15 protein-coding genes are annotated in these 17,683 nt (G+C 66.7%); 10 read left to right on the top strand and 5 right to left on the bottom strand.

The features are described 5' to 3' along the window. Positions 1 to 9: 9 nt before the first annotated feature. A complete protein-coding gene (locus tag ACZK5G_RS17975; protein ID WP_049461815.1) occupies positions 10 to 567 on the bottom strand; it encodes a flavin reductase family protein in 558 nt (185 codons plus the stop codon). 118 nt (positions 568 to 685) lie between these two features. On the opposite strand from ACZK5G_RS17975, the gene ACZK5G_RS17970 reads away from it, so the two are divergent. The 3 genes from ACZK5G_RS17970 to ACZK5G_RS17960 are packed head-to-tail and all read left to right on the top strand — an operon-like array spanning position 686 to position 2,845. Continuing rightward, positions 686 to 1,051 (top strand): BlaI/MecI/CopY family transcriptional regulator, encoded by a 366-nt coding sequence (locus ACZK5G_RS17970; RefSeq protein WP_014648244.1) that lies wholly within the window; start codon positions 686 to 688, stop codon positions 1,049 to 1,051. Further along, a complete protein-coding gene (locus tag ACZK5G_RS17965) occupies positions 1,044 to 2,285 on the top strand; it encodes a M56 family metallopeptidase (protein WP_478464281.1) in 1,242 nt (413 codons plus the stop codon). Before ACZK5G_RS17970 ends, ACZK5G_RS17965 begins: the two co-directional genes overlap by 8 nt. Next, the gene (locus tag ACZK5G_RS17960; RefSeq protein ID WP_132810700.1) at positions 2,282 to 2,845 is read left to right on the top strand and encodes a hypothetical protein; all 564 of its coding nucleotides are present in this window, start codon (positions 2,282 to 2,284) and stop codon (positions 2,843 to 2,845) included. The genes ACZK5G_RS17965 and ACZK5G_RS17960 overlap by 4 nt, the downstream gene beginning before the upstream one ends. A gap of 57 nt (positions 2,846 to 2,902) precedes the next feature. On the opposite strand, the gene ACZK5G_RS17955 is transcribed toward ACZK5G_RS17960, so the two are convergent. From ACZK5G_RS17955 to ACZK5G_RS17945, 3 genes are all read right to left on the bottom strand, one after another. Beyond that, complete coding sequence (locus tag ACZK5G_RS17955) at positions 2,903 to 3,703, bottom strand: MBL fold metallo-hydrolase (RefSeq protein ID WP_049400758.1); 801 nt, start codon at positions 3,701 to 3,703, stop codon at positions 2,903 to 2,905. A gap of 11 nt (positions 3,704 to 3,714) precedes the next feature. Further along, positions 3,715 to 4,533 (bottom strand): S1/P1 nuclease, encoded by an 819-nt coding sequence (locus tag ACZK5G_RS17950; protein ID WP_049461819.1) that lies wholly within the window; start codon positions 4,531 to 4,533, stop codon positions 3,715 to 3,717. A 560-nt stretch (positions 4,534 to 5,093) separates the two neighbouring features. Further along, positions 5,094 to 5,723 (bottom strand): OmpW/AlkL family protein, encoded by a 630-nt coding sequence (locus ACZK5G_RS17945; protein WP_019338734.1) that lies wholly within the window; start codon positions 5,721 to 5,723, stop codon positions 5,094 to 5,096. 193 nt (positions 5,724 to 5,916) lie between these two features. On the opposite strand from ACZK5G_RS17945, the gene gap reads away from it, so the two are divergent. The 3 genes from gap to ACZK5G_RS17930 all read left to right on the top strand — a co-directional run bounded on the left by gap (position 5,917) and on the right by ACZK5G_RS17930 (position 11,095). After that, positions 5,917 to 6,921, top strand: coding sequence for a type I glyceraldehyde-3-phosphate dehydrogenase (gap, locus tag ACZK5G_RS17940; RefSeq protein ID WP_478464279.1), 1,005 nt, complete (start codon positions 5,917 to 5,919; stop codon positions 6,919 to 6,921). Positions 6,922 to 7,046: 125 nt separating this feature from the next. Beyond that, entirely contained in the window at positions 7,047 to 9,722 is a 2,676-nt protein-coding gene (locus tag ACZK5G_RS17935; RefSeq protein ID WP_478464278.1) for a DUF2339 domain-containing protein, read from the top strand. Beyond that, positions 9,719 to 11,095: a DUF3999 domain-containing protein gene (locus tag ACZK5G_RS17930; protein WP_336685665.1), complete on the top strand. Its 1,377-nt coding sequence runs from the start codon at positions 9,719 to 9,721 to the stop codon at positions 11,093 to 11,095. Before ACZK5G_RS17935 ends, ACZK5G_RS17930 begins: the two co-directional genes overlap by 4 nt. 70 nt (positions 11,096 to 11,165) lie before the next feature. Here the strand turns inward: ACZK5G_RS17930 and ACZK5G_RS17925 are convergent, their stop codons facing one another. Continuing rightward, positions 11,166 to 12,071: an IS110 family transposase gene (locus ACZK5G_RS17925; protein WP_478463664.1), complete on the bottom strand. Its 906-nt coding sequence runs from the start codon at positions 12,069 to 12,071 to the stop codon at positions 11,166 to 11,168. A 916-nt stretch (positions 12,072 to 12,987) separates the two neighbouring features. On the opposite strand from ACZK5G_RS17925, the gene ACZK5G_RS17920 reads away from it, so the two are divergent. The 4 genes from ACZK5G_RS17920 to ACZK5G_RS17905 all read left to right on the top strand — a co-directional run bounded on the left by ACZK5G_RS17920 (position 12,988) and on the right by ACZK5G_RS17905 (position 17,661). Next, the gene (locus tag ACZK5G_RS17920) at positions 12,988 to 14,163 is read left to right on the top strand and encodes a phosphoglycerate kinase (protein ID WP_093999589.1); all 1,176 of its coding nucleotides are present in this window, start codon (positions 12,988 to 12,990) and stop codon (positions 14,161 to 14,163) included. Next, positions 14,160 to 14,813 carry an HAD hydrolase-like protein gene (locus ACZK5G_RS17915; RefSeq protein WP_049463104.1) on the top strand — a complete coding sequence of 218 codons (654 nt, stop codon included), beginning with the start codon at positions 14,160 to 14,162 and terminating at the stop codon, positions 14,811 to 14,813. The genes ACZK5G_RS17920 and ACZK5G_RS17915 overlap by 4 nt, the downstream gene beginning before the upstream one ends. Before the next feature lie 180 nt (positions 14,814 to 14,993). Next, a complete protein-coding gene (gene pyk, locus ACZK5G_RS17910; protein WP_032127871.1) occupies positions 14,994 to 16,460 on the top strand; it encodes a pyruvate kinase in 1,467 nt (488 codons plus the stop codon). Between the two features lie 196 nt (positions 16,461 to 16,656). Further along, positions 16,657 to 17,661, top strand: a complete 1,005-nt coding sequence (locus ACZK5G_RS17905; protein WP_010481439.1) for a class I fructose-bisphosphate aldolase — start codon at positions 16,657 to 16,659, stop codon at positions 17,659 to 17,661. The last annotated feature ends 22 nt before the right edge of the window (positions 17,662 to 17,683 follow it).

Below are 17,683 nucleotides of genomic sequence, written 5' to 3'. Positions count from 1 at the left end.
GTGCGGGCATTACAGCATGTCGGGCTTGAACCGCCGTCGACGGGAGACTTCGGCGCCAGACACCATGAACTGCCCATCGCCCCGGTAATGCATCGTGCGCGGCAGTTTCGGCCGGGGCGCAACATGGGCGCGTACGATTTCCCAGATGAACAGGTTGTTCGACGCCACCTGGCTGTCGTCGTACAAGCGGCATTCGAAGCACGAATGGCATTGCCCGACCAGCGGCGCGCCGACCTCGCGCGCGGGCAGCGCATCAAGCTCGAAACGGGCGAACTTGTCGACCTCGCGGCCGCTGCAGTTGCCGATGTCCACCACGGTATCGAGCAGTTCCACCCCCGGCACATTGATCACGCACTCGCCGCTGCCACGCGCCAGCGCATGGCTGTGGTTTGCGTCCCACAGGAAGGTGGCGACCAGCGAAGGCGAGAAGCCCATCACCATGTGCCAGCCCATCGTCATCAGGTTGCGCTGGCCGCGCCAGGCGGTGCTGACCAGCACGACCGGCCCGGGTTCGAGGAAGCGGCGGGCCTGCTCGACCGGGAATTCCTTCTTGGGCAGCGCTTTCATCCGGGGCCTGGGGCGGGAGGAATCGATGCTGGCGCAGCCGGGATGAACCTGGAGTCGAGGGGCTTGACAGACGATTCGATTACGCGCGTAATCGAATCGTCGATTACGGATGTAAACCATGACCCCGATCAGCGAAGCCGAAGCCGTTGTGATGGAGGTGCTATGGCAGCAGGCACCGCGTAGCGCCGATGACGTGGTCGCCGCACTGGCCCACCGTGACTGGGCCGAGCCGACCATCAAGACCCTGCTCAACCGCCTGCTGACCAAGGGCGCGATTACTGCCGAGCGCGATGGCCGGCGCTACCTGTACCGGCCGCTGCTGCAGCGGCAGGCCTGGGTGGAGGCGCAGAGCCAGGACTTCATTGGTCGTGTCTTCGAAGGGCGCGTTGCGCCGCTGGTTGCGCACTTCAGCGAACGCGGCCAGTTGAGTGCGCAGGACATCGCCGAACTGAAGAAACTGATCCAGGAGCTGGACCATGACTGAGCTGCTCGATGGGCTGTGGCAGGCCAGCCTGTGGCTGGCGGTGGGCGTGGTCGTGCTGGCGGTACTGCGACCCTTGCTGGTGCGGCTGGGGGGCGTGGCGTTGGCCTACCGCAGCTGGTGGCTGCTGCCGTTGCTGCTGCTGGCACTGATGCTGCCGTTGCCGCAGGTGGCACTTCTGGAGCATGTGCCAACGCTGCCGCTGAAAGTGGTACCCGGCGCCGTCGAAGGCATGGCAGGGCAGTCGTTGCCGTGGGCCGGGCTGTTGCTGCTGGCATGGATGCTGGGGGCGGTCCTCTGTCTGCTACGCGATCTACGTGCGCAGCGGCGTTTTGAACGTGGCATGGGCCAACTGTGTGCACGCGCCGATGGCAGCTGGCAGGCCAGCGCTGATCCCGGGCTGCCCGCGCTGGTCGGCCTGTGGCGTCCGCGCATCGTGGTAGGCCCGGATTTCGACCAGCAGTTCACCGCACAGGAGCAGGGCCTGATCCTGCAGCACGAGCGCAGCCACCGTCGCAATGGCGATCACTGGGCCAATGGGGCGCTGCTGATGGCACGCGCGGTGTTCTGGTTCCATCCGCTTCTGCCGTGGGCCTCCCGCCGATTCCTGCGTGACCAGGAGCTGGCCTGCGATGCCCGCACCATTGCCCCGCAGCCTGCGCTGCGCGGTCTCTACGCCAGCACGCTGCTGAAGGCGCAGCTGGTCCATCCGGTTGCGCCAGCGGTCTGCCATTGGCGCAGCCAACCCGTGTTGAAGGAGCGTATCGCCATGTTGAAGCAGTCCAAGCGGAAGGCATTGCCGTGGGTGTCGGGGCAGGTGCTGGTGGTCGGGTTGTGTCTGGGAATGGGAGCGGTGGCGTGGGCCAGCCAGGGCGGCGTGGCCGGGAGCCCGAGGATCGGTGTCGAGCCGTTCGAGCACGCTGAAGAAGATGCGGCCAAGGCAGGGCTGGATCGTCCGATCCAGGTCGACAAGATGCCACCGCCGTCCTACCCGAAGTCTGCGGTCGAGCAGCGCCAGGTCGGCGTGGTGAACCTGCGCGTGGAGGTGGATGCGCAGGGGCGTCCCGCCGATGTCCAGGTGCTCAGCGCTACCAATCCCGGCGTGTTCGATGCGGTGTCGGTGGCGGCTGCGCGCAGCTGGACCTATCGTCCGGCAATGAAGAACGGCAAGCCGGTGGCAGGCGCAGTGAAGATTCCGATCACTTTTGCGATGGACGACACCGAGGACGCGAAGTGAAGTGCGCGCCGCTGTGGATGACGGCGGCGCTGTTGGCCGGATGCGCCAGCCAGGAGCGGCTGACCACGGTGGATACCCGCAGCGAGAATGTCGGCCACCAGCGCCTGCAGCCGCAGGCGGGCGGTGGCAGTGGGCAGTTGCAGGTGTATTCGCTGGGTGCGACCGAGGGTTACCGGATGCCACAGCTCTACGCGGCACCGGACCCGGAGGTCGGTGATCGTGACCCGCGTGCGGAGCTGGCACCGACCACCATCTGCCTGCAGGTGGTGGTTGATGCACAGGGCAGTGTCGAACGCAGCGTGCCGCTGACCGATCGCCCTGAGTGCGCGGCAGGTGCTGCAGGCGAGAATGCGCCCCTGCTGCAGGCGGCGCAGGAAGCCGTGGCGATGTGGAAGTACTCGTCCGCAGCGGTCTGCCACTTCGCGGCTGGCAAGGTGCCTGCCGACCGTGGCGACTGTCGCGGCGCCGAGCGCGTCGAGCCGGTGGCGGTCACCCTGCAGTATGCCTTCACCTTCGAGATCGTGAAGGGACAGCACGTGGTGCGTACGCAGGGAAAATGACCGCTTGCGATGACCGGGGCAGCGCCGGGCCATGCCCGGCGAGCGCAGCGGCGTGGATCAGGCCCCACCCTGGATGTTGGCCTTCACCGCAGGCTGCATCAGCTTGGGTTCTTCCAGCGTAGCATCGCGTGCCTGGCGCACGCTGACGAACTCCGCCTCGGCCACGCCGTCATGCACGTGGATGTTGTGTGCGCGCTGTTCGCCGATGGTGGTTTCGTTGGCGAATGCACGACCACCCGGACCGTAGTCGTGGCAGACGAACACGCGCGTCGCATCGGGCAGCGCCAGCAGGCGCTGGATTGAACGGTACAACTGCGCGGCATCGCCACCCGGGAAGTCGCAGCGGGCGGTACCGCCATCGGGCATGAACAGCGAGTCACCGGTGAACAGCGCATCGTCGATCAGGTAGGCGATGCTGTCGCTGGTATGGCCGGGCACGGCGATCACCTGACAGCGCAGTTCGCCCAGAGCAAAGGTTTCGCTATCGCTGAACAGGTGATCGAAGATGTCATCGGCCGCAGGAAGCTGCAGGCCGTAGCGCGGTGCGAAGGTGGCCTGCACCGCGCGGATGCCTTCGCCGATGGCCAGCGTGGCCTGCGGGAAGCGCTCCTTCAGACGGCGCCCAGCCGACACATGGTCGGCGTGGGCATGGGTTTCCAGCAGCCAGCGCAGCTGCAGGCCCTGTTGTTCGATGGCCTGCAACGCGGCATGCAGCGGCGCTTCACTGCTGGCGTCGGTATCCGGGTCGTAGTCCAGGACCGGGTCGATCAGCGCTGCCTCGCCGCTGGCCGGGTCGCTGACCAGATAGCTGAAGGTGTTGCTGTCACGGTGGAAGAACGACTGCACCTGGACCGGCATCGGAACTCTCCTCAGCGCGTGCCGAGCACGCGGTTCAGCAACTGCGCCAGGTTCTCACCGGCCAGTCGCAGCTGCGCTTCGGCCAGCGGCCGGTAGCGCTCGGTGTATTCGTCACCGATTTTACGCGAGGCCGGATAAACGCCAGCTTGCATGGAGATGCGGCAGCTGGCTTCGGCCCACGTCTGCGGGTCGCGCTGCGGGTTGGACTGGCGCGCCAGCTTCGGCGCGCGCTGGCTCTGCAGCAGCGGGAGATAGCCGGCGTCGTCCAGCTTGCGGGTGTTGAGCATGCCGCTGTCCCACAGCGAGTGCAGGTTGGTACCGCGGTTGCCGAACTGCAGCTGGAAGTCGTTGCCGCCCTTGTCGTGGGCGTAACCGGCGTGCATCGGCTGGTGGATGTCGCCGACCAGGTGCACGACGAACTTCAGCGCCTGCAGGCGCTCGCCGTCGGTCAGGCTGCGGTCGCCGAGGATGGCGCTCTGTGCCTTCAGGGCCTCGACGATGCAGTTGCCGTTCTTGCAGTGCTTCGGTGCTTCGTAGTGGCAGTTGTCTTCGGCGATGTTGACGTAGTGCCAGCCGGCCGAGCGACGGCCCAGGCCCGGGTCTTTGGCGCGCAGCTGGTCGGCCCACGGCGCGATGCTGGCCAGCGTGGCATCCGGTTCGGTGGCCAGCAGGCGGTCCACTTCGGCGCGGGCGGTGGGGTTGAGGCGGGCGTCGGCGACTTCGGCGACAAGGCGGTGGCCTTGCGCGCCCCAGGCATGGGCGGGGGCGGAGACGGAGAGCAGGGCCGGCGCCAGGGCGGCGGCGAGGAACAGGGAGTGCAGGGCTTTCATGCGCACATTCTAGCGGGGGTAGGTGAATTGAAGAGCGGCGCGTTCCTGTCTGCTGGGGGCTGGCTGCAGGGGCAGGCGCTGCGGGACACGCTGCAAGTACGTCCCTGTAAGCTCGGCCGCGGCATCCATGCCGCGGACGGTCCCGCAGCGCCTGCCCCTGCAGCCCCCATCCAACTTGGCCGCGGAGGCGGATGCAAACGTCAAAGGCAACATCAAAAACAAATGCAGGATCAGAATCGGCCTCCTGCAATTACAGGCAATCATTGCGCCTCGGATGCACGGGTTCTGCTCTTGCCTTTGCTTGAGCTGGCACGCGCGCAGTGATGGGAAGGGGCGAGGCGGGGAGCAGAGCCGGGACCGTTGGCGCCATGGATGGCGCCATCGAGCCCCCATGGATGGGTTAACGGCGTGTCCCGGCTCTGCTCCCCGCCTCGCCCCAGCTCCGAAACCGCTTCAGTCCCAGGAACAAAAAAGCCCCGGCAATCACCGGGGCAACATGCTGCGAGGGTTTTGCGTGTAGCGGGGGAGCGGGGCGAAGCCCCCGCGCTCAACACGCCGCCTTAGAACTTGAAGACGTACGAAGCGCCGTAGACCAGCGGATCGATGTTGACCGTGCCGATCTTCTCGCCGTTCAACTTCACCTTGCTGTCGATGTCGATCCAGCGCATGTCCACGCGCAGTGCGCCCTTCTCGCCGATCGCGAAGTCCACGCCCGCATGCGCGGCCAGGCCCCACGAATCCTGCAGCTTCAGGCGGCTGTCCTTCAGCGCACCGGTGGTGTCTTCGCTGAAGAAGGTCGTGTAGTTCACGCCCGCACCGATGAACGGCGACACCTTGCCCTTGCTGTTGAAGTGGTACTGCACGGTCACCACCGGCGGCAGCTGCTTGGTGCTGCCCACGCGGCCCAGGCCGTTGATGTTGATGTCGTGCTTGAACGGCAGCGCGGCCAGCACTTCGATGCCCAGGTTGTCGGCGATGAAGTACTCACCGGTGATGGTCGGCTTGACGTCGTTGTCGACGTCGACCTTCAGGGTGTGGTTGGCCAGCCAGCCGTTGTTCGACTTCGGGGCCACCTGGTGCACGCCGGCGGAGAGGGTCCAGTCGCCCTTGGACTGGGCCATGGCCGGGGCGGCGGCGAGGGACAGGGCGGCGGCCAGGCTGGCCACGATCAGGGGGGAGGTCTTGCGCATGGGGGTGATCTCGTTGCTGGGTGGATGCGGCCAGTCTCGGCCTCACATCGCGCTAACGCTTTGATCCGGATCAAATCCTGCCCGCCGGCCTGCTGCCTGCCGGGGCTGGCCGGCGGTGGCCAGCCCCGGTTTGCTAGACTTGTGGGCCCTATCCATCCCGCCGCACCCGTCGCGGCCGCAGGAGCTTGAGAACATGGCAATCAAGGTTGGTATCAACGGTTTCGGTCGCATCGGGCGTAACGTCCTGCGCTCGGCGGTGCTGAACTTCGGCGACGACATCGAAATCGTGGCCATCAACGATCTGCTGGAGCCGGACTATCTGGCGTACATGCTCAAGTACGACTCCGTGCACGGCCGTTTCAAGGCTGACGTGGCGGTGCAGGGCAACGACCTGCTGGTCAACGGCAAGAAGATCCGCCTGACCCAGGAACGCGACCCGGCCAACCTGAAGTGGAACGAAGTGGACGTGGACGTGGTGATCGAATCCACCGGCCTGTTCCTGACCAAGGAAACCGCGCAGAAGCACATCGATGCCGGCGCCAAGAAGGTCATCATGTCGGCCCCGTCGAAGGACGACACGCCGATGTTCGTCTACGGTGTGAACGACAAGACCTACGCCGGCCAGGCGATCGTCTCCAACGCGTCGTGCACCACCAACTGCCTGGCCCCGCTGGCCAAGGTCATCAATGACAAGTGGGGCATCAAGCGTGGCCTGATGACCACCGTGCATGCGGCTACCGCTACCCAGAAGACCGTCGATGGCCCGTCCAACAAGGACTGGCGTGGTGGCCGCGGCATCCTGGAGAACATCATTCCGTCGTCCACCGGTGCGGCCAAGGCCGTCGGCGTGGTCATCCCGGAACTGAACAAGAAGCTGACCGGCATGAGCTTCCGTGTCCCGACCTCGGACGTGTCGGTGGTCGACCTGACCGTCGAGCTGGCAAAGGAAGCCACCTACGCCGAGATCTGCGCTGAAGTGAAGGCACAGAGCGAAGGCCCGCTGAAGGGCATCCTGGGCTACACCGAAGACAAGGTCGTGGCCACCGATTTCCGCGGCGAGACCTGCACCTCGGTGTTCGACGCCGAAGCCGGCATCGCCCTGGACGGCACCTTCGTCAAGCTGGTCACCTGGTACGACAACGAGTGGGGCTACTCGAACAAGTGCCTGGAAATGGCCAAGGTCGTCGCCGCCAAGTAAGGCTGGCCAAGATCGCACGCGGACCCCGGCCTGGCCGGGGTTCGTCGTTTATGGGGCCAGCCCTGTCGTAGCATGGGGCGGTCGACCGCTGCCGCTGGGGCGCGGGATTGCAATGGAAGCATGCAATGGAAGCATTGATAGCCCTGGTGGTACTGGTTCTGCTGGCCATCCCGCTGCTGCTGGTGGTAGCGCTGGTGATGATTGCCGGCCTGCGCCGCCGTGTGGCCGCGCTGGAAGGTGCCTTGGCCGCCGCGCCGACCGCCCGCCCGGCTGCAGCCGAGCCTGCGCCGGAACGGGCTGCGCCCATGCCTGCGGCCAGTGCCGATCCACCGTTCCTGCGGCCGGTGGCGGCTGCCGCGCCGCCTCCCCCCAAGCCAACGCCGCCGCCGGTGCACGAACCGGTGCCTGCGGCAGCGGAGGCGCCGCGCCCGGTCGCACCACCGCCGGTGCCACCCGTGCCAGTGCAGCCGCCGTTGCCTTCCGAACCGACGCTGCCGAACTTCATCGAGCGCGGCATCGGAGCGGTCAAGCGCTGGTTCACCGAGGGCAACGTGCCGGTCAAGATCGGCATGCTGGTGCTGCTGGCCGGTGTTGCCGCGCTGTTGAAGTACGTCAGTGACCAGGGCTGGCTGGTGCTGCCGATCGAGCTGCGCCTGGCCGGTGTCACCGTGGGTGCGCTGGGCCTGCTGGCGTTCGGTTGGCATCAGCGCGAGCGCCGGCGCTTGTTCGCACTGGCGCTGCAGGGCGGTGCCATCGGCGTGCTGCTGCTGACCATCTTCGCCGCGTTCAAGCGGTTCGAGCTGCTCAACCCCGGGTTTGCCTTTGCCAGTTCGATCGCGCTGGTGGCCGGGCTGTGCGTGCTGGCGGTGGTGCAGAACTCGCGCACGCTGGCGGTGCTGGGCATCCTCGCAGGCTTCATGGCACCGCTGTGGCTGTCCACCGGCAGCGGCAACCACGTGGGGTTGTTCAGCTACTACGCGGTGCTCAACGCCGGCATCTTCGCCATTGCCTGGTTCCGGCCGTGGCGCGCGCTGAACCTGCTGGGCTTCGCCTTCACCTTCGGCATCGGTACGTTCTGGGGCGTGCTGCAGTACGCGCCGGACAAGTTCAGCAGCACCGAGCCGTTCCTGCTGCTGTTCTTCGCCTTCTACCTGCTGATCCCGCTGCTGTACGCACGCCGGCAGCCCGCCGGGCGGCGTGACCTGGTCGACGGCAGCCTGGTGTTTGGTACGCCCTTGGTCGCCTTCTCGCTGCAGGCCGGCATGCTGCACGAGCAGCCAATGACGCTGGCGCTGTGCGCACTGGGCCTGGCGGCGATCTACGCCGTACTGGCGCGGGCACTGATTGCGCGCGCGTCGTACACCGTGCTGGCGCAGTCGCATGCGGTGCTGGCGGTGGGCTTCGCCACGCTGGCGGTGCCGCTGGCCTTGTCGGCGCGTGCCACCGGCGCGGTGTTCGCGCTGGAAGGTGCAGGCCTGGCCTGGCTGGGCCTGCGCCAGAAACGCTGGCTGCCGCAGGTGTCCGGTGCGTTGTTGCAGATGGGCGCAGCGTTCGCTTTCGTGGCCGGTGGCGATCACTGGCATGAGGACCTGCGCTTCCTGCTCAACCCGACCGCGATCGGTGCACTGCTGCTGGCCGTTGCCGGCTTCGCGTCGGCCTGGAGCTACCAGCTCAGGCAGCGCCACGAGATTGCCCTGGTCTACTACCTGTGGGGCCTGCTGTGGTGGCTGGGTGGCCTGGTGCACGAGATCACCCGGTTCTTCCCGTACCGCACCGAAGTGGATGCACTGCTGGTGCTGGCTGCGGTGACCGCATGGCTGGCCGCCGAGGTGCAGCGCCGCCAGCCGGCGCGTGCGCTGGGGATGACCGCACTCGCGATGCTGGCGCTGGGCTTCCCACTGGCGCTGATACAGAGCGACGCGCACCATCAGCCGTTCGCCGGCTACGGCGCGCTTGCCTGGGCAGTGTTCGCGGTGCTGGGCGTGCGCACGCTGCTGTGCCTGCGCCAAGGCGGCAATACCGTGGCACGCATCGCGCAGTTCCTGTGGTGGCTGCTGTGGCCGTCGCTGCTTTCGCTGCTGGCTCTGTGGGGCGGTGGCGAGGCCGATCTGGCACAGGGCTGGACGACGCTGCTGGTGACCCTGCCGTGGCTGCTGATGGCGGCGCTGTCGCTGTGGCGCTGGAATGCGCTGCGCTGGCCGCTGGGTGAAGCGTTCGACCGCGTGCGCCAGCCGCTGCAGTGCGTGCTGTTCGGCCTGTTGTCGATCGGCTGGCTGTCCGGCCAGCTGTTGCCGGGCGATGCCGCGCCGCTGCTGTGGCTGCCGGTGCTGAATCCGGCGGAGATCGGGCAGTGGCTGAGCCTGCTGCTGCTGGCGCGTTGGCTGTACAGCGATCAGGCGCCGCAGGCGCTGCTGGGTATCCGCATGCCGCTGCTGTCATTGGCAACCTTCGTCGCGCTGACCAGCGTTGTGCTGCATGGCGTGCATCAGTGGGGCGGCCTGTCGTGGAACGCGTCGATGATGCGCTTCAGCCTGGCGCAGACCAGCCTGACCGTGCTGTGGAGCGTGCTCGGCGTGATTGCCTGGGTGTGGGGCTCGCGCCGCGGCCAGCGCGTGTTGTGGATGGTGGGTGCCGTGCTGATGGGCGTGGTGCTGGCCAAGCTGGTCATCGTCGATCGCCAGCACCTGGGCAACCTGCTGGGCATCGCATCGTTCATCGCCTACGGCCTGCTGTGCACGGTCGTGGGTTATCTGGCACCGGCACCGCCGAGCGCGGCGCCGACCGTGGAGGAAAAACAATGAAGACGTGGAGCAGGGCGCTGCTGCCGGCGATGTTCGGCATGCTGGCCGCCGTCACCGCACAGGCCGCCGATTACCGTACCCAGTACGCCGAGCAGTGGCCGCTGACGTTGTCCAGCGCACAATCGGGTGCCTACCGTGTTGTGCTGGAACCGGCGATCTACCGTCGCGCCGGTAGTGCGGACCTGGGCGATGTGCAGGTGTTCAATGCCGCCGGCCAATCGTTGCCGTCGGCCTTGCTGGCGCCGGACCAGCCGCTGGCACAGCCGCCGGTGCAGCGTGAGCTGCCGTGGTTCGCGTTGCCGCCGCTGGCCGAAGCGCAGCGCAACGACCTGCAGTTGCTGACCGAGCGCGATACCGATGGTCGCGTACGCCGGGTCGAGGCGCGTGTGGGTGGTGGTGCGGTAGCGAACGGGCAGGGCGGTTGGCTGATCGATGCCAGCGTGCTCGGCCAGCAACCATTGGCGGCACTGGTGCTGGATTGGGCGGATAGTGGCCAGCCGTTGCAGGCACAGGTGCAGCTGGACGTCAGCGACGACCTGCAGCACTGGCGTGCGATTGGCCGCGACATTCCGCTGGTGGATCTGCAGCGCGCCGGCAAGCGCCTGCTGCAGCGCCGTCTGCAGGTGGATGGTGAAGCGCGCTATCTGCGTGTGCTGGCGCAGGGCGATGCCCGTCTGCCAACGCTGCGCAGCGTACTGGCCGAGTTGCCGCCGGCACCGGCCACACTGCCGTGGGAGTGGCTGTCGCTGGAACCGACCTCGAAGCGCAAGGGCGAATACACCTTCGAGATGGATGGCCGCTTCCCGGCGGCGCGTGCTGACGTGGCCAGCACCGACAACAGCCTGGTGCAGTGGACATTGTTCAGCCGCGATGACGAGAGCGCGGAATGGCAGCGCCGCAGCGCACCGTGGATTGCCTACCAGCTGCAGCAGGGCGCCCAGGGCCAGCGACAGCAGTCCGCCGCCCAACCGCTGGGCGGCATCCACCGCGACCGTTACTGGAAGCTGGTAGCAAATCCGGCTGAAACGGCGACGGCTCCAACCCTGCGTCTGGGTTATCAGCCGGAAGTGCTGGTGTTCCTGAGCCAGGGCGCGGCGCCGTATGCGCTGGCGGTGGGCAGCTCGACTGCGCGCCGGATGGAGGCGCCGATCGGTGTGCTGATCGAGGAGCTGCGGCAGCGCAATGATCCGTCGTGGCAGCCGACGCTGGCGCGCCTGGAAGGCAGCCCGGAGCCACTGGCCGGTGAGTCGGCACTGAAGCCGCAGCACGACTGGAAGTCGTGGCTGCTGTGGGCGTTGCTGGGGCTGGGTGTGTTGGTTGTTGGCGGCCTGGCGGTCAGTCTGCTTCGGCAGAAGCCGGCGCCTTCGGCGTAGGTTCCGGCGAACGGCGCAGCCCCTCGTGGGTGGCCGTAGCGTCGGTAGAGTCGAGATCCTATGTTCGTGGTCAAGCCTGCTGGAAGCAGGCTTGACCCACCTTCAGCATGGCCGGATCGAAGTCCCGGCCGCTTTTGAAGACACCCCAGGCGATCCTGGCCAGCTTTCTGGCCAGGATGTTGAAGACGGCGGTGCTGGGGTGACCGCGTTTTGACAGCTCGTCGTAGAGCGGTTGCCCCCGACGACACCGCTTGAGCCCCATGGCGGCCATGTAGAGCATCTGGCGCAGCACTGGCGCGCCCTGTTTGGACAGCCGACGCCGTCCCGTTCTTCCGCCAGACTCGTTAGGCCGGGGATCCAGGCCGGTGCAGGCGATCCACGCGTTGGCGTTGGCCAACGGCCAGCGCGTCATGTAGTAAATCAGGTGAGCGGCGACGGCGGGGCCGATACCAGGGATGGTCAACAGGCGCTTGTAGAGCGTGCCATGCTCTCCATCGCGACCCAAGCGCTGCAGTTCGCTTTCCAGCTCGGACAGCGTCCCAGCCAGAGCGCAGAACAGATCTGACAGCTCCCCGGGGGCACTTTTGCTTACCCCGAAGGATTGCTCCAGGCGCGCGCGTGTCTTTACCAGCGTCTGCCGCTTGCGCAGCAAATCGTGCATCTGCTGCTGCTCGTCGGTACGCGGTACGTATTCACGCAGGCGATCGTTCTCCTTCTTCACGTACCGGGCGATCGCTTCGGCGTCCATGGCGTCCGTCTTGCCACGCGAGCCCGTCGCCCGGCCGTAGTACTTGATCAGACGTGGATTGATCACATAGACAACGTGGCCTGCCTGGCCAGCCATCCGAGCCAACAACTCGTAGTACCGCCCCGTCGCCTCCATGCCAATCCGACATCGCTGGGGCAAGGTGTTGAGCCACTTGGCTATGCCGGCCTGGGTGTTGGCGATCCTGTCGCCGGCCTTGCGGTCGGCCACTGCCGGCACGAACTCCTTGGAGTCCACGTCCACGCCAATATCGAGAGAATCAGACATTTGTACGGCTCCCAGCTATCTTTAAGGGGCTGGGGTGGTACCGCACCGACGTTAGCTTGCCTACATCGACGATCCCCTTTGGGGGCCGTACGATCCTTTATCGACGTTCGTGTGCGGGATGGGGATCGCTCGACTCGTCTGTCGGCTAGTATCCGCAGATGCATGCTTGACGGTCCCTCCACCCTGGCTCCTACATACCGCGTAGGAGCCGGGAGGAACATACAAGCTTGCTCGACTGCAAAGCTGCGCTTGGCCGGGCGGGTGGGCTGGGCAGGGGACGCCGTGAATCCCTCCCTGGAGGCTTAGCCGCGCCATCCATGGCGCGGATACCCCTGCCCAGCCCACCCGCCCGGCCTCTGACGGTTTCCGTGTGCGTCCACCCACGGAAGAGAAAAAGAAGAGCAAGAGCGGAAGCGGGTCGCTTCGCTCGACGGCCACCCCTTCCTTCTTCATCCGACACCACCAACTGCTCTTGCCTTTGCCATCCGCTCCACCGCAGGAACCTGTCGAAGCCGGGGCGGTGTGGGTTGGCAGGGGTGTCAGCCGCATGGGCCCGAGGCATGCCTCGGGCGGGTTGGGCAGGACGCCCAACCCCGGTCTTGCCGTGTGCGCAGGACAGCGCACACGAGCAAGCGGCTGCCAAGCCTCCATGGACGGATTCACGGCGCCCCCTGCCAGCCCAGACCGCCCCGGCCCAGCCCCAGCACCACGAAGCGCCAGCGCTTTGGCCGTTGCCGTAGCTGTTGCAGTTGCTGTGCGCCTCTGCCTGCCGCAGGCATCGGCCCTCCCACCACCCGCACCCGATACAATGGCCGTCTGCCGTAGCCCGGCATCCCGTCCCTGAGCCAAAGAGTTGCCCATGTCCATCGTCCGCATGACCGATCTCGACCTCTCCGGCAAGCGCGTGCTGATCCGCCAGGATCTGAATGTGCCGATCGAGAATGGCCGCATCACCTCCGAACAGCGCATCACCGCTTCGCTGCCGACGCTCAAGCGCGCGCTGGAGCAGGGCGCGGCGGTGATGGTCACCTCACACCTGGGGCGCCCGAAGGAAGGCGTGTGGAGCGAAGCCGATTCGCTGGCGCCGGTGGCCCAGCGCCTGTCCGAGCTGCTCGGTCGCGAGGTTCCGCTGGTGCGCGACTGGGTCGACGGTGTCGACGTGCAGCCGGGCCAGCTGGTGCTGCTGGAAAACTGCCGCATGAACGTCGGCGAGGGCAAGGACGATGAAGCCCTGTCGAAGAAGTACGCCGCCCTGTGCGATGTGTTCGTGATGGACGCCTTCGGCACCGCGCACCGTGCGCAGGCCTCCACACACGGTGTCATCCGCTTCGCCCCGGTTGCTGCCGGTGGCCCGCTGCTGATGGCCGAACTGGACGCGCTGGCGCAGGCGCTGGATGCACCGGCCACGCCGCTGCTGGCCATCGTCGCCGGCAGCAAGGTCAGCACCAAGCTGGAACTGCTGGCCAACCTGGTCGGCAAGGTCGATCAGCTGATCGTCGGTGGTGGCATCGCCAATACCTTCATCGCTGCCGCCGGCTACAACGTCGGCAAGTCGCTGTACGAGCCGGACCTGCTGGACACCGCGAAGAAGATCGTGGCCGATGCCAAGGCGCGTGGCGCCGATATCCCGCTGCCGGTGGACGTGGTCACCGCCAAGCAGTTCATGCCGGACGCGGTTGCCGAAGTGAAGGCGGTCGACGCCGTTGCCGAAGACGACCTGATCCTGGACATCGGCCCGCAGACCGCGGCGCAGTACGCGCAGTTGATCGGGAAGGCCGGTACCGTGGTCTGGAACGGTCCGGTCGGTGTGTTCGAATTCGAGGCCTTCAGCAAGGGCACCGAAGCGCTGGCCCGTGCCATCGCCAGTTCGCCGGCATTTTCCATCGCCGGTGGCGGCGACACCCTGGCCGCGGTCGACAAGTTCGATATCGCCCAGCAGGTCAGCTACATCTCCACCGGTGGCGGCGCGTTCCTGGAGTTCCTGGAAGGCAAGACCCTGCCGGCGGTGGCCGCACTCGACGCGCGCGGCGCATGAGTGCCGATCGCAGCAAGGATGTCCTGTTCTTCGACCTGGATGGCACGCTGATCGATTCGCAGGTGGGTATCACCGCCTGCATCGCCTATGCGCTGCAGAAGATGGACCATCCGGTGCCACCGCAGGAGACCCTGCTGGGCTGGATCGGTCCGTCGCTGCGCACCACCTTCGCGCCGCTGTTCGGTGAACCGGCGCGGGTGGAACAGGCGGTGGGCTACTACCGTGAGCGCTTCGACGTCGAGGGCTGGCGCGAGCACACGGTGTACCCGCAGGTGGAAGACACCCTTCGCACGCTGCATGGTCGTGGCCATCGCCTGGCGGTGGTCACTGCCAAGAACGAGCCGCACGCGCGCCGCATCCTTGCCCACCTGCCGTTCGGTGGGCTGTTCGAGGAGATCGTCGGTTCAACCCTGGATGGCTCGCGCAGCCACAAGCCAGAACTGGTCGGTGAGGCGCTGCGTCGGCTGCAGGTGCAGCCCGCGCAGTGCTGGATGATCGGCGACCGCCGCATGGACATTGAAGGCGCGCGTCACCATGGACTGCGCAGCGTCGGTGTGTTGTGGGGCTTTGGCGGTGAGGCCGAACTCACCGAAGCCGGTGCCGGGCAGCTGGCCCGTGAGCCGGCGCAGCTGGAAACGCTGCTGGCGTGATGCGCCGTTGATCGGTAACGCCGGGCCATGCCCGGCGCTACCGCCACCCTGCGCCAGCGTATGTCCGGACGATGTCCGTTCCATGACCCGCGAAGTCAGGCAGCACAAGGCTGTAACCGTATACATGCGGCGTGAAGGATGTGCTAATTTCCGTTCTTTATCGGGAGAGGCCCATTCACCATGTTCGAGCGTCAGCGTCGCACCAAGATCCTTGCCACCCTCGGTCCGGCCACTGATCCGCCGGGCGTGCTGGAGGATCTGTTCCGCGCCGGCGTCAACGTGGTGCGCCTGAACTTCAGCCATGGCGATCCCTCCGGCCAGGCCAAGCGTGCTGCCGAAGTGCGCGCTGCCGCGGCCCGCGTGGGCGTGGAAGTCGGCATCCTGGCCGACCTGCCGGGCCCGAAGATCCGCATCGAGCGCTTCGCCGAAGGCAAGGTACAGCTGAAGGCGGGCAACCGCTTCGACCTGATTGCCAGCACCAGCGCCGGCCCGGGTGACGCCACCCAGGTGGGCGTGAGCTACCTCGGCCTGCCGCAGGACGTGGGTCCGGGCGATGTGCTGCTGCTCGACGACGGCCTGATGCAGCTGCAGGTGGTGGAAGTGCAGGGCGAACGCATCATCAACACCGTACTGAACGACGGTGTGCTGTCCGACCGCAAGGGCCTGAACAAGCAGGGCGGCGGCCTGTCGCTGGGCGCGCTGACCGAGCGCGACAAGGAACTGATCGGCATCGTCGCCAAGATCGGTGTCGACTTCATTGCCGTGTCGTTCTGCCGCAATGCGCAGGACATGAACGACGCGCGTGAGATCGCCCGCTCGCACGGCTGCGATGCCGCGCTGGTGTCGAAGATCGAGCGCACCGAGGCGATCGAGAACCTGGAAGAGATCGTCGAGGCCAGCGACGTGGTGATGGTGGCCCGTGGCGACCTTGGCGTGGAAATCGGCGATGCCGAACTGCCGGGCCTGCAGAAGAAGATCATCAAGGCCTCGCTGGCGCAGAACAAGGTGGTGATCACCGCCACGCAGATGCTGCAGTCGATGGTCGAAAGCCCGATCCCGACCCGTGCCGAAGTGCTGGACGTGGCCAACTCGGTCATCGATGGCACGGACGCGGTGATGCTGTCGGCCGAGACCGCTGCCGGTGCCTGGCCGGTCAAGGCCGTGGAAGCGATGGCGCGCATCTGCCTGGGTGCAGAGCGCCAGTTCCAGACCGAGACCGACTTCAACGCCTCGCCGCGCAACCTGGAACGTGCCGACCAGGCCATTGCCATGGCCACCATGTTCCTGTCGCAGCACGTGGGCGTGCGCGCGATCGTGGCGATGACCGAATCCGGTGGCACCGCCCGCTACCTGTCGCGTTTCCGCGCCAAGGCGCCGGTGTTCGCGGTCACCCGCCACGACGGTGCACGCCGCCAGATGGCGCTGATGCGCGATGTCTACCCGATCAACTTCGACAGCCGTGGCCTGACCCCGCGTGAAGCCGCACGCGGCAGCATCCGCCTGCTGGTGGAAGCCGAACTGCTGCAGGCCGGTGACCGCGTCGTGTTCACCAGCGGTGAGCACATGGAAACCCTGGGCGCGACCAACACCCTGCGCCTGCTGGAAGTGGGCGAAGACGGGCGCGCCAGCGGCCTGGGCGATCTGTAAACCCAGGCGGCCCCGGGTCGGAGCCGCTGCGCGGGTCCGACCCGGGGTCAGATCCCCGAAGGGGGCGTGACCCGGCGCAACAGGACATCGCCTGTCCGGTGCGGACATTGGAATCGTTTCCAGACTGCCCTGCACGTCGGTGCAACGGGCGGCGGGGCTATACTTACGTTTTTCCCGCACCCGCCACAGGAAGTACATGAGCATCGAACAGCTGGCTGAAACCGCCCAGGCCATGGTTGCCCCGGGCAAGGGCATCATCGCGATCGACGAATCCACCGCTACCATCGCCAAGCGTTTCGCAGGCGTCGGTATCGAGAACACCGAGGAGAACCGTCGTGCCTACCGCGAACTGCTGCTGACCACGCCGAAGCTCAACGAGCACATCTCCGGCGCCATCCTGTTTGACGAAACCATCCGTCAGTCGACCAAGGACGGCGTGCCGTTCGCCAAGTACATGGCCGACCACGGCATGATTCCGGGCATCAAGGTGGACAAGGGTGCGCACCCGCTGGCCGGCTGCCCGGGCGAGCTGGTGACCGAAGGCCTGGACGGCCTGCGCGAGCGCCTGCAGGAGTACTACAAGCTGGGTGCGCGCTTCGCCAAGTGGCGCGCGGTGATCAACATCGGCGAGAGCATTCCGTCGGGCACCTGCATCGAGTCCAACGCCCATGCGCTGGCCCGCTATGCCGCCCTGTGCCAGGAATGTGGCCTGGTGCCGATGGTCGAGCCGGAAGTGATCATGGACGGCGACCACGACATCGAGACCTGCTACGAAGTCACCGAAGCCACCCTGCGTTCGCTGTTCGACGCGCTCTACCAGCAGAACGTGCTGCTGGAAGGCACCATCCTGAAGGCCTCGATGGTCATCTCCGGCAAGGGCTGCGATGAGCAGGCCGACGTCGAGGAAGTGGCCGAGTCGACCGTGATGTGCCTGAAGAGCACCGTGCCGGCCATCCTGCCGGGCGTGGTGTTCCTGTCCGGTGGCCAGAGCGACGAGCAGTCCACCGAGCATCTGAACGCGATGAACCAGCTGGGCAACCTGCCGTGGCCGCTGAGCTTCTCCTACGGCCGCGCCATGCAGCAGGCCGCGCTGAAGCTGTGGGCCAAGGACATGAAGGGCAACTACGCTGCCGCCCAGAAGACCGTGTACGAGCGCGCCAAGGACAACGGCCTGGCCGCGCTGGGCAAGTGGAACGGTTGATCCGTCCCATCGCAGGATGAAC

It is taken from the genome of Stenotrophomonas sp. 62841_Sma, assembly GCF_056482945.1.
This window is presented reverse-complemented; position numbering and strand designations above follow the sequence as displayed.

Coding starts and splice junctions, on each gene's coding strand:
- ACZK5G_RS17915 (WP_049463104.1), top strand. CDS start 14,160: ATGAGTGCCGATCGCAGCAAGGATGTCCTGTTCTTCGACCTGGATGGC.
- ACZK5G_RS17975 (WP_049461815.1), bottom strand. CDS start 567: ATGAAAGCGCTGCCCAAGAAGGAATTCCCGGTCGAGCAGGCCCGCCGC.
- ACZK5G_RS17945 (WP_019338734.1), bottom strand. CDS start 5,723: ATGCGCAAGACCTCCCCCCTGATCGTGGCCAGCCTGGCCGCCGCCCTG.
- ACZK5G_RS17930 (WP_336685665.1), top strand. CDS start 9,719: ATGAAGACGTGGAGCAGGGCGCTGCTGCCGGCGATGTTCGGCATGCTG.
- ACZK5G_RS17965 (WP_478464281.1), top strand. CDS start 1,044: ATGACTGAGCTGCTCGATGGGCTGTGGCAGGCCAGCCTGTGGCTGGCG.
- ACZK5G_RS17920 (WP_093999589.1), top strand. CDS start 12,988: ATGTCCATCGTCCGCATGACCGATCTCGACCTCTCCGGCAAGCGCGTG.
- gap (WP_478464279.1), top strand. CDS start 5,917: ATGGCAATCAAGGTTGGTATCAACGGTTTCGGTCGCATCGGGCGTAAC.
- ACZK5G_RS17955 (WP_049400758.1), bottom strand. CDS start 3,703: ATGCCGGTCCAGGTGCAGTCGTTCTTCCACCGTGACAGCAACACCTTC.
- ACZK5G_RS17905 (WP_010481439.1), top strand. CDS start 16,657: ATGAGCATCGAACAGCTGGCTGAAACCGCCCAGGCCATGGTTGCCCCG.
- ACZK5G_RS17935 (WP_478464278.1), top strand. CDS start 7,047: ATGGAAGCATTGATAGCCCTGGTGGTACTGGTTCTGCTGGCCATCCCG.
- pyk (WP_032127871.1), top strand. CDS start 14,994: ATGTTCGAGCGTCAGCGTCGCACCAAGATCCTTGCCACCCTCGGTCCG.
- ACZK5G_RS17970 (WP_014648244.1), top strand. CDS start 686: ATGACCCCGATCAGCGAAGCCGAAGCCGTTGTGATGGAGGTGCTATGG.
- ACZK5G_RS17950 (WP_049461819.1), bottom strand. CDS start 4,533: ATGAAAGCCCTGCACTCCCTGTTCCTCGCCGCCGCCCTGGCGCCGGCC.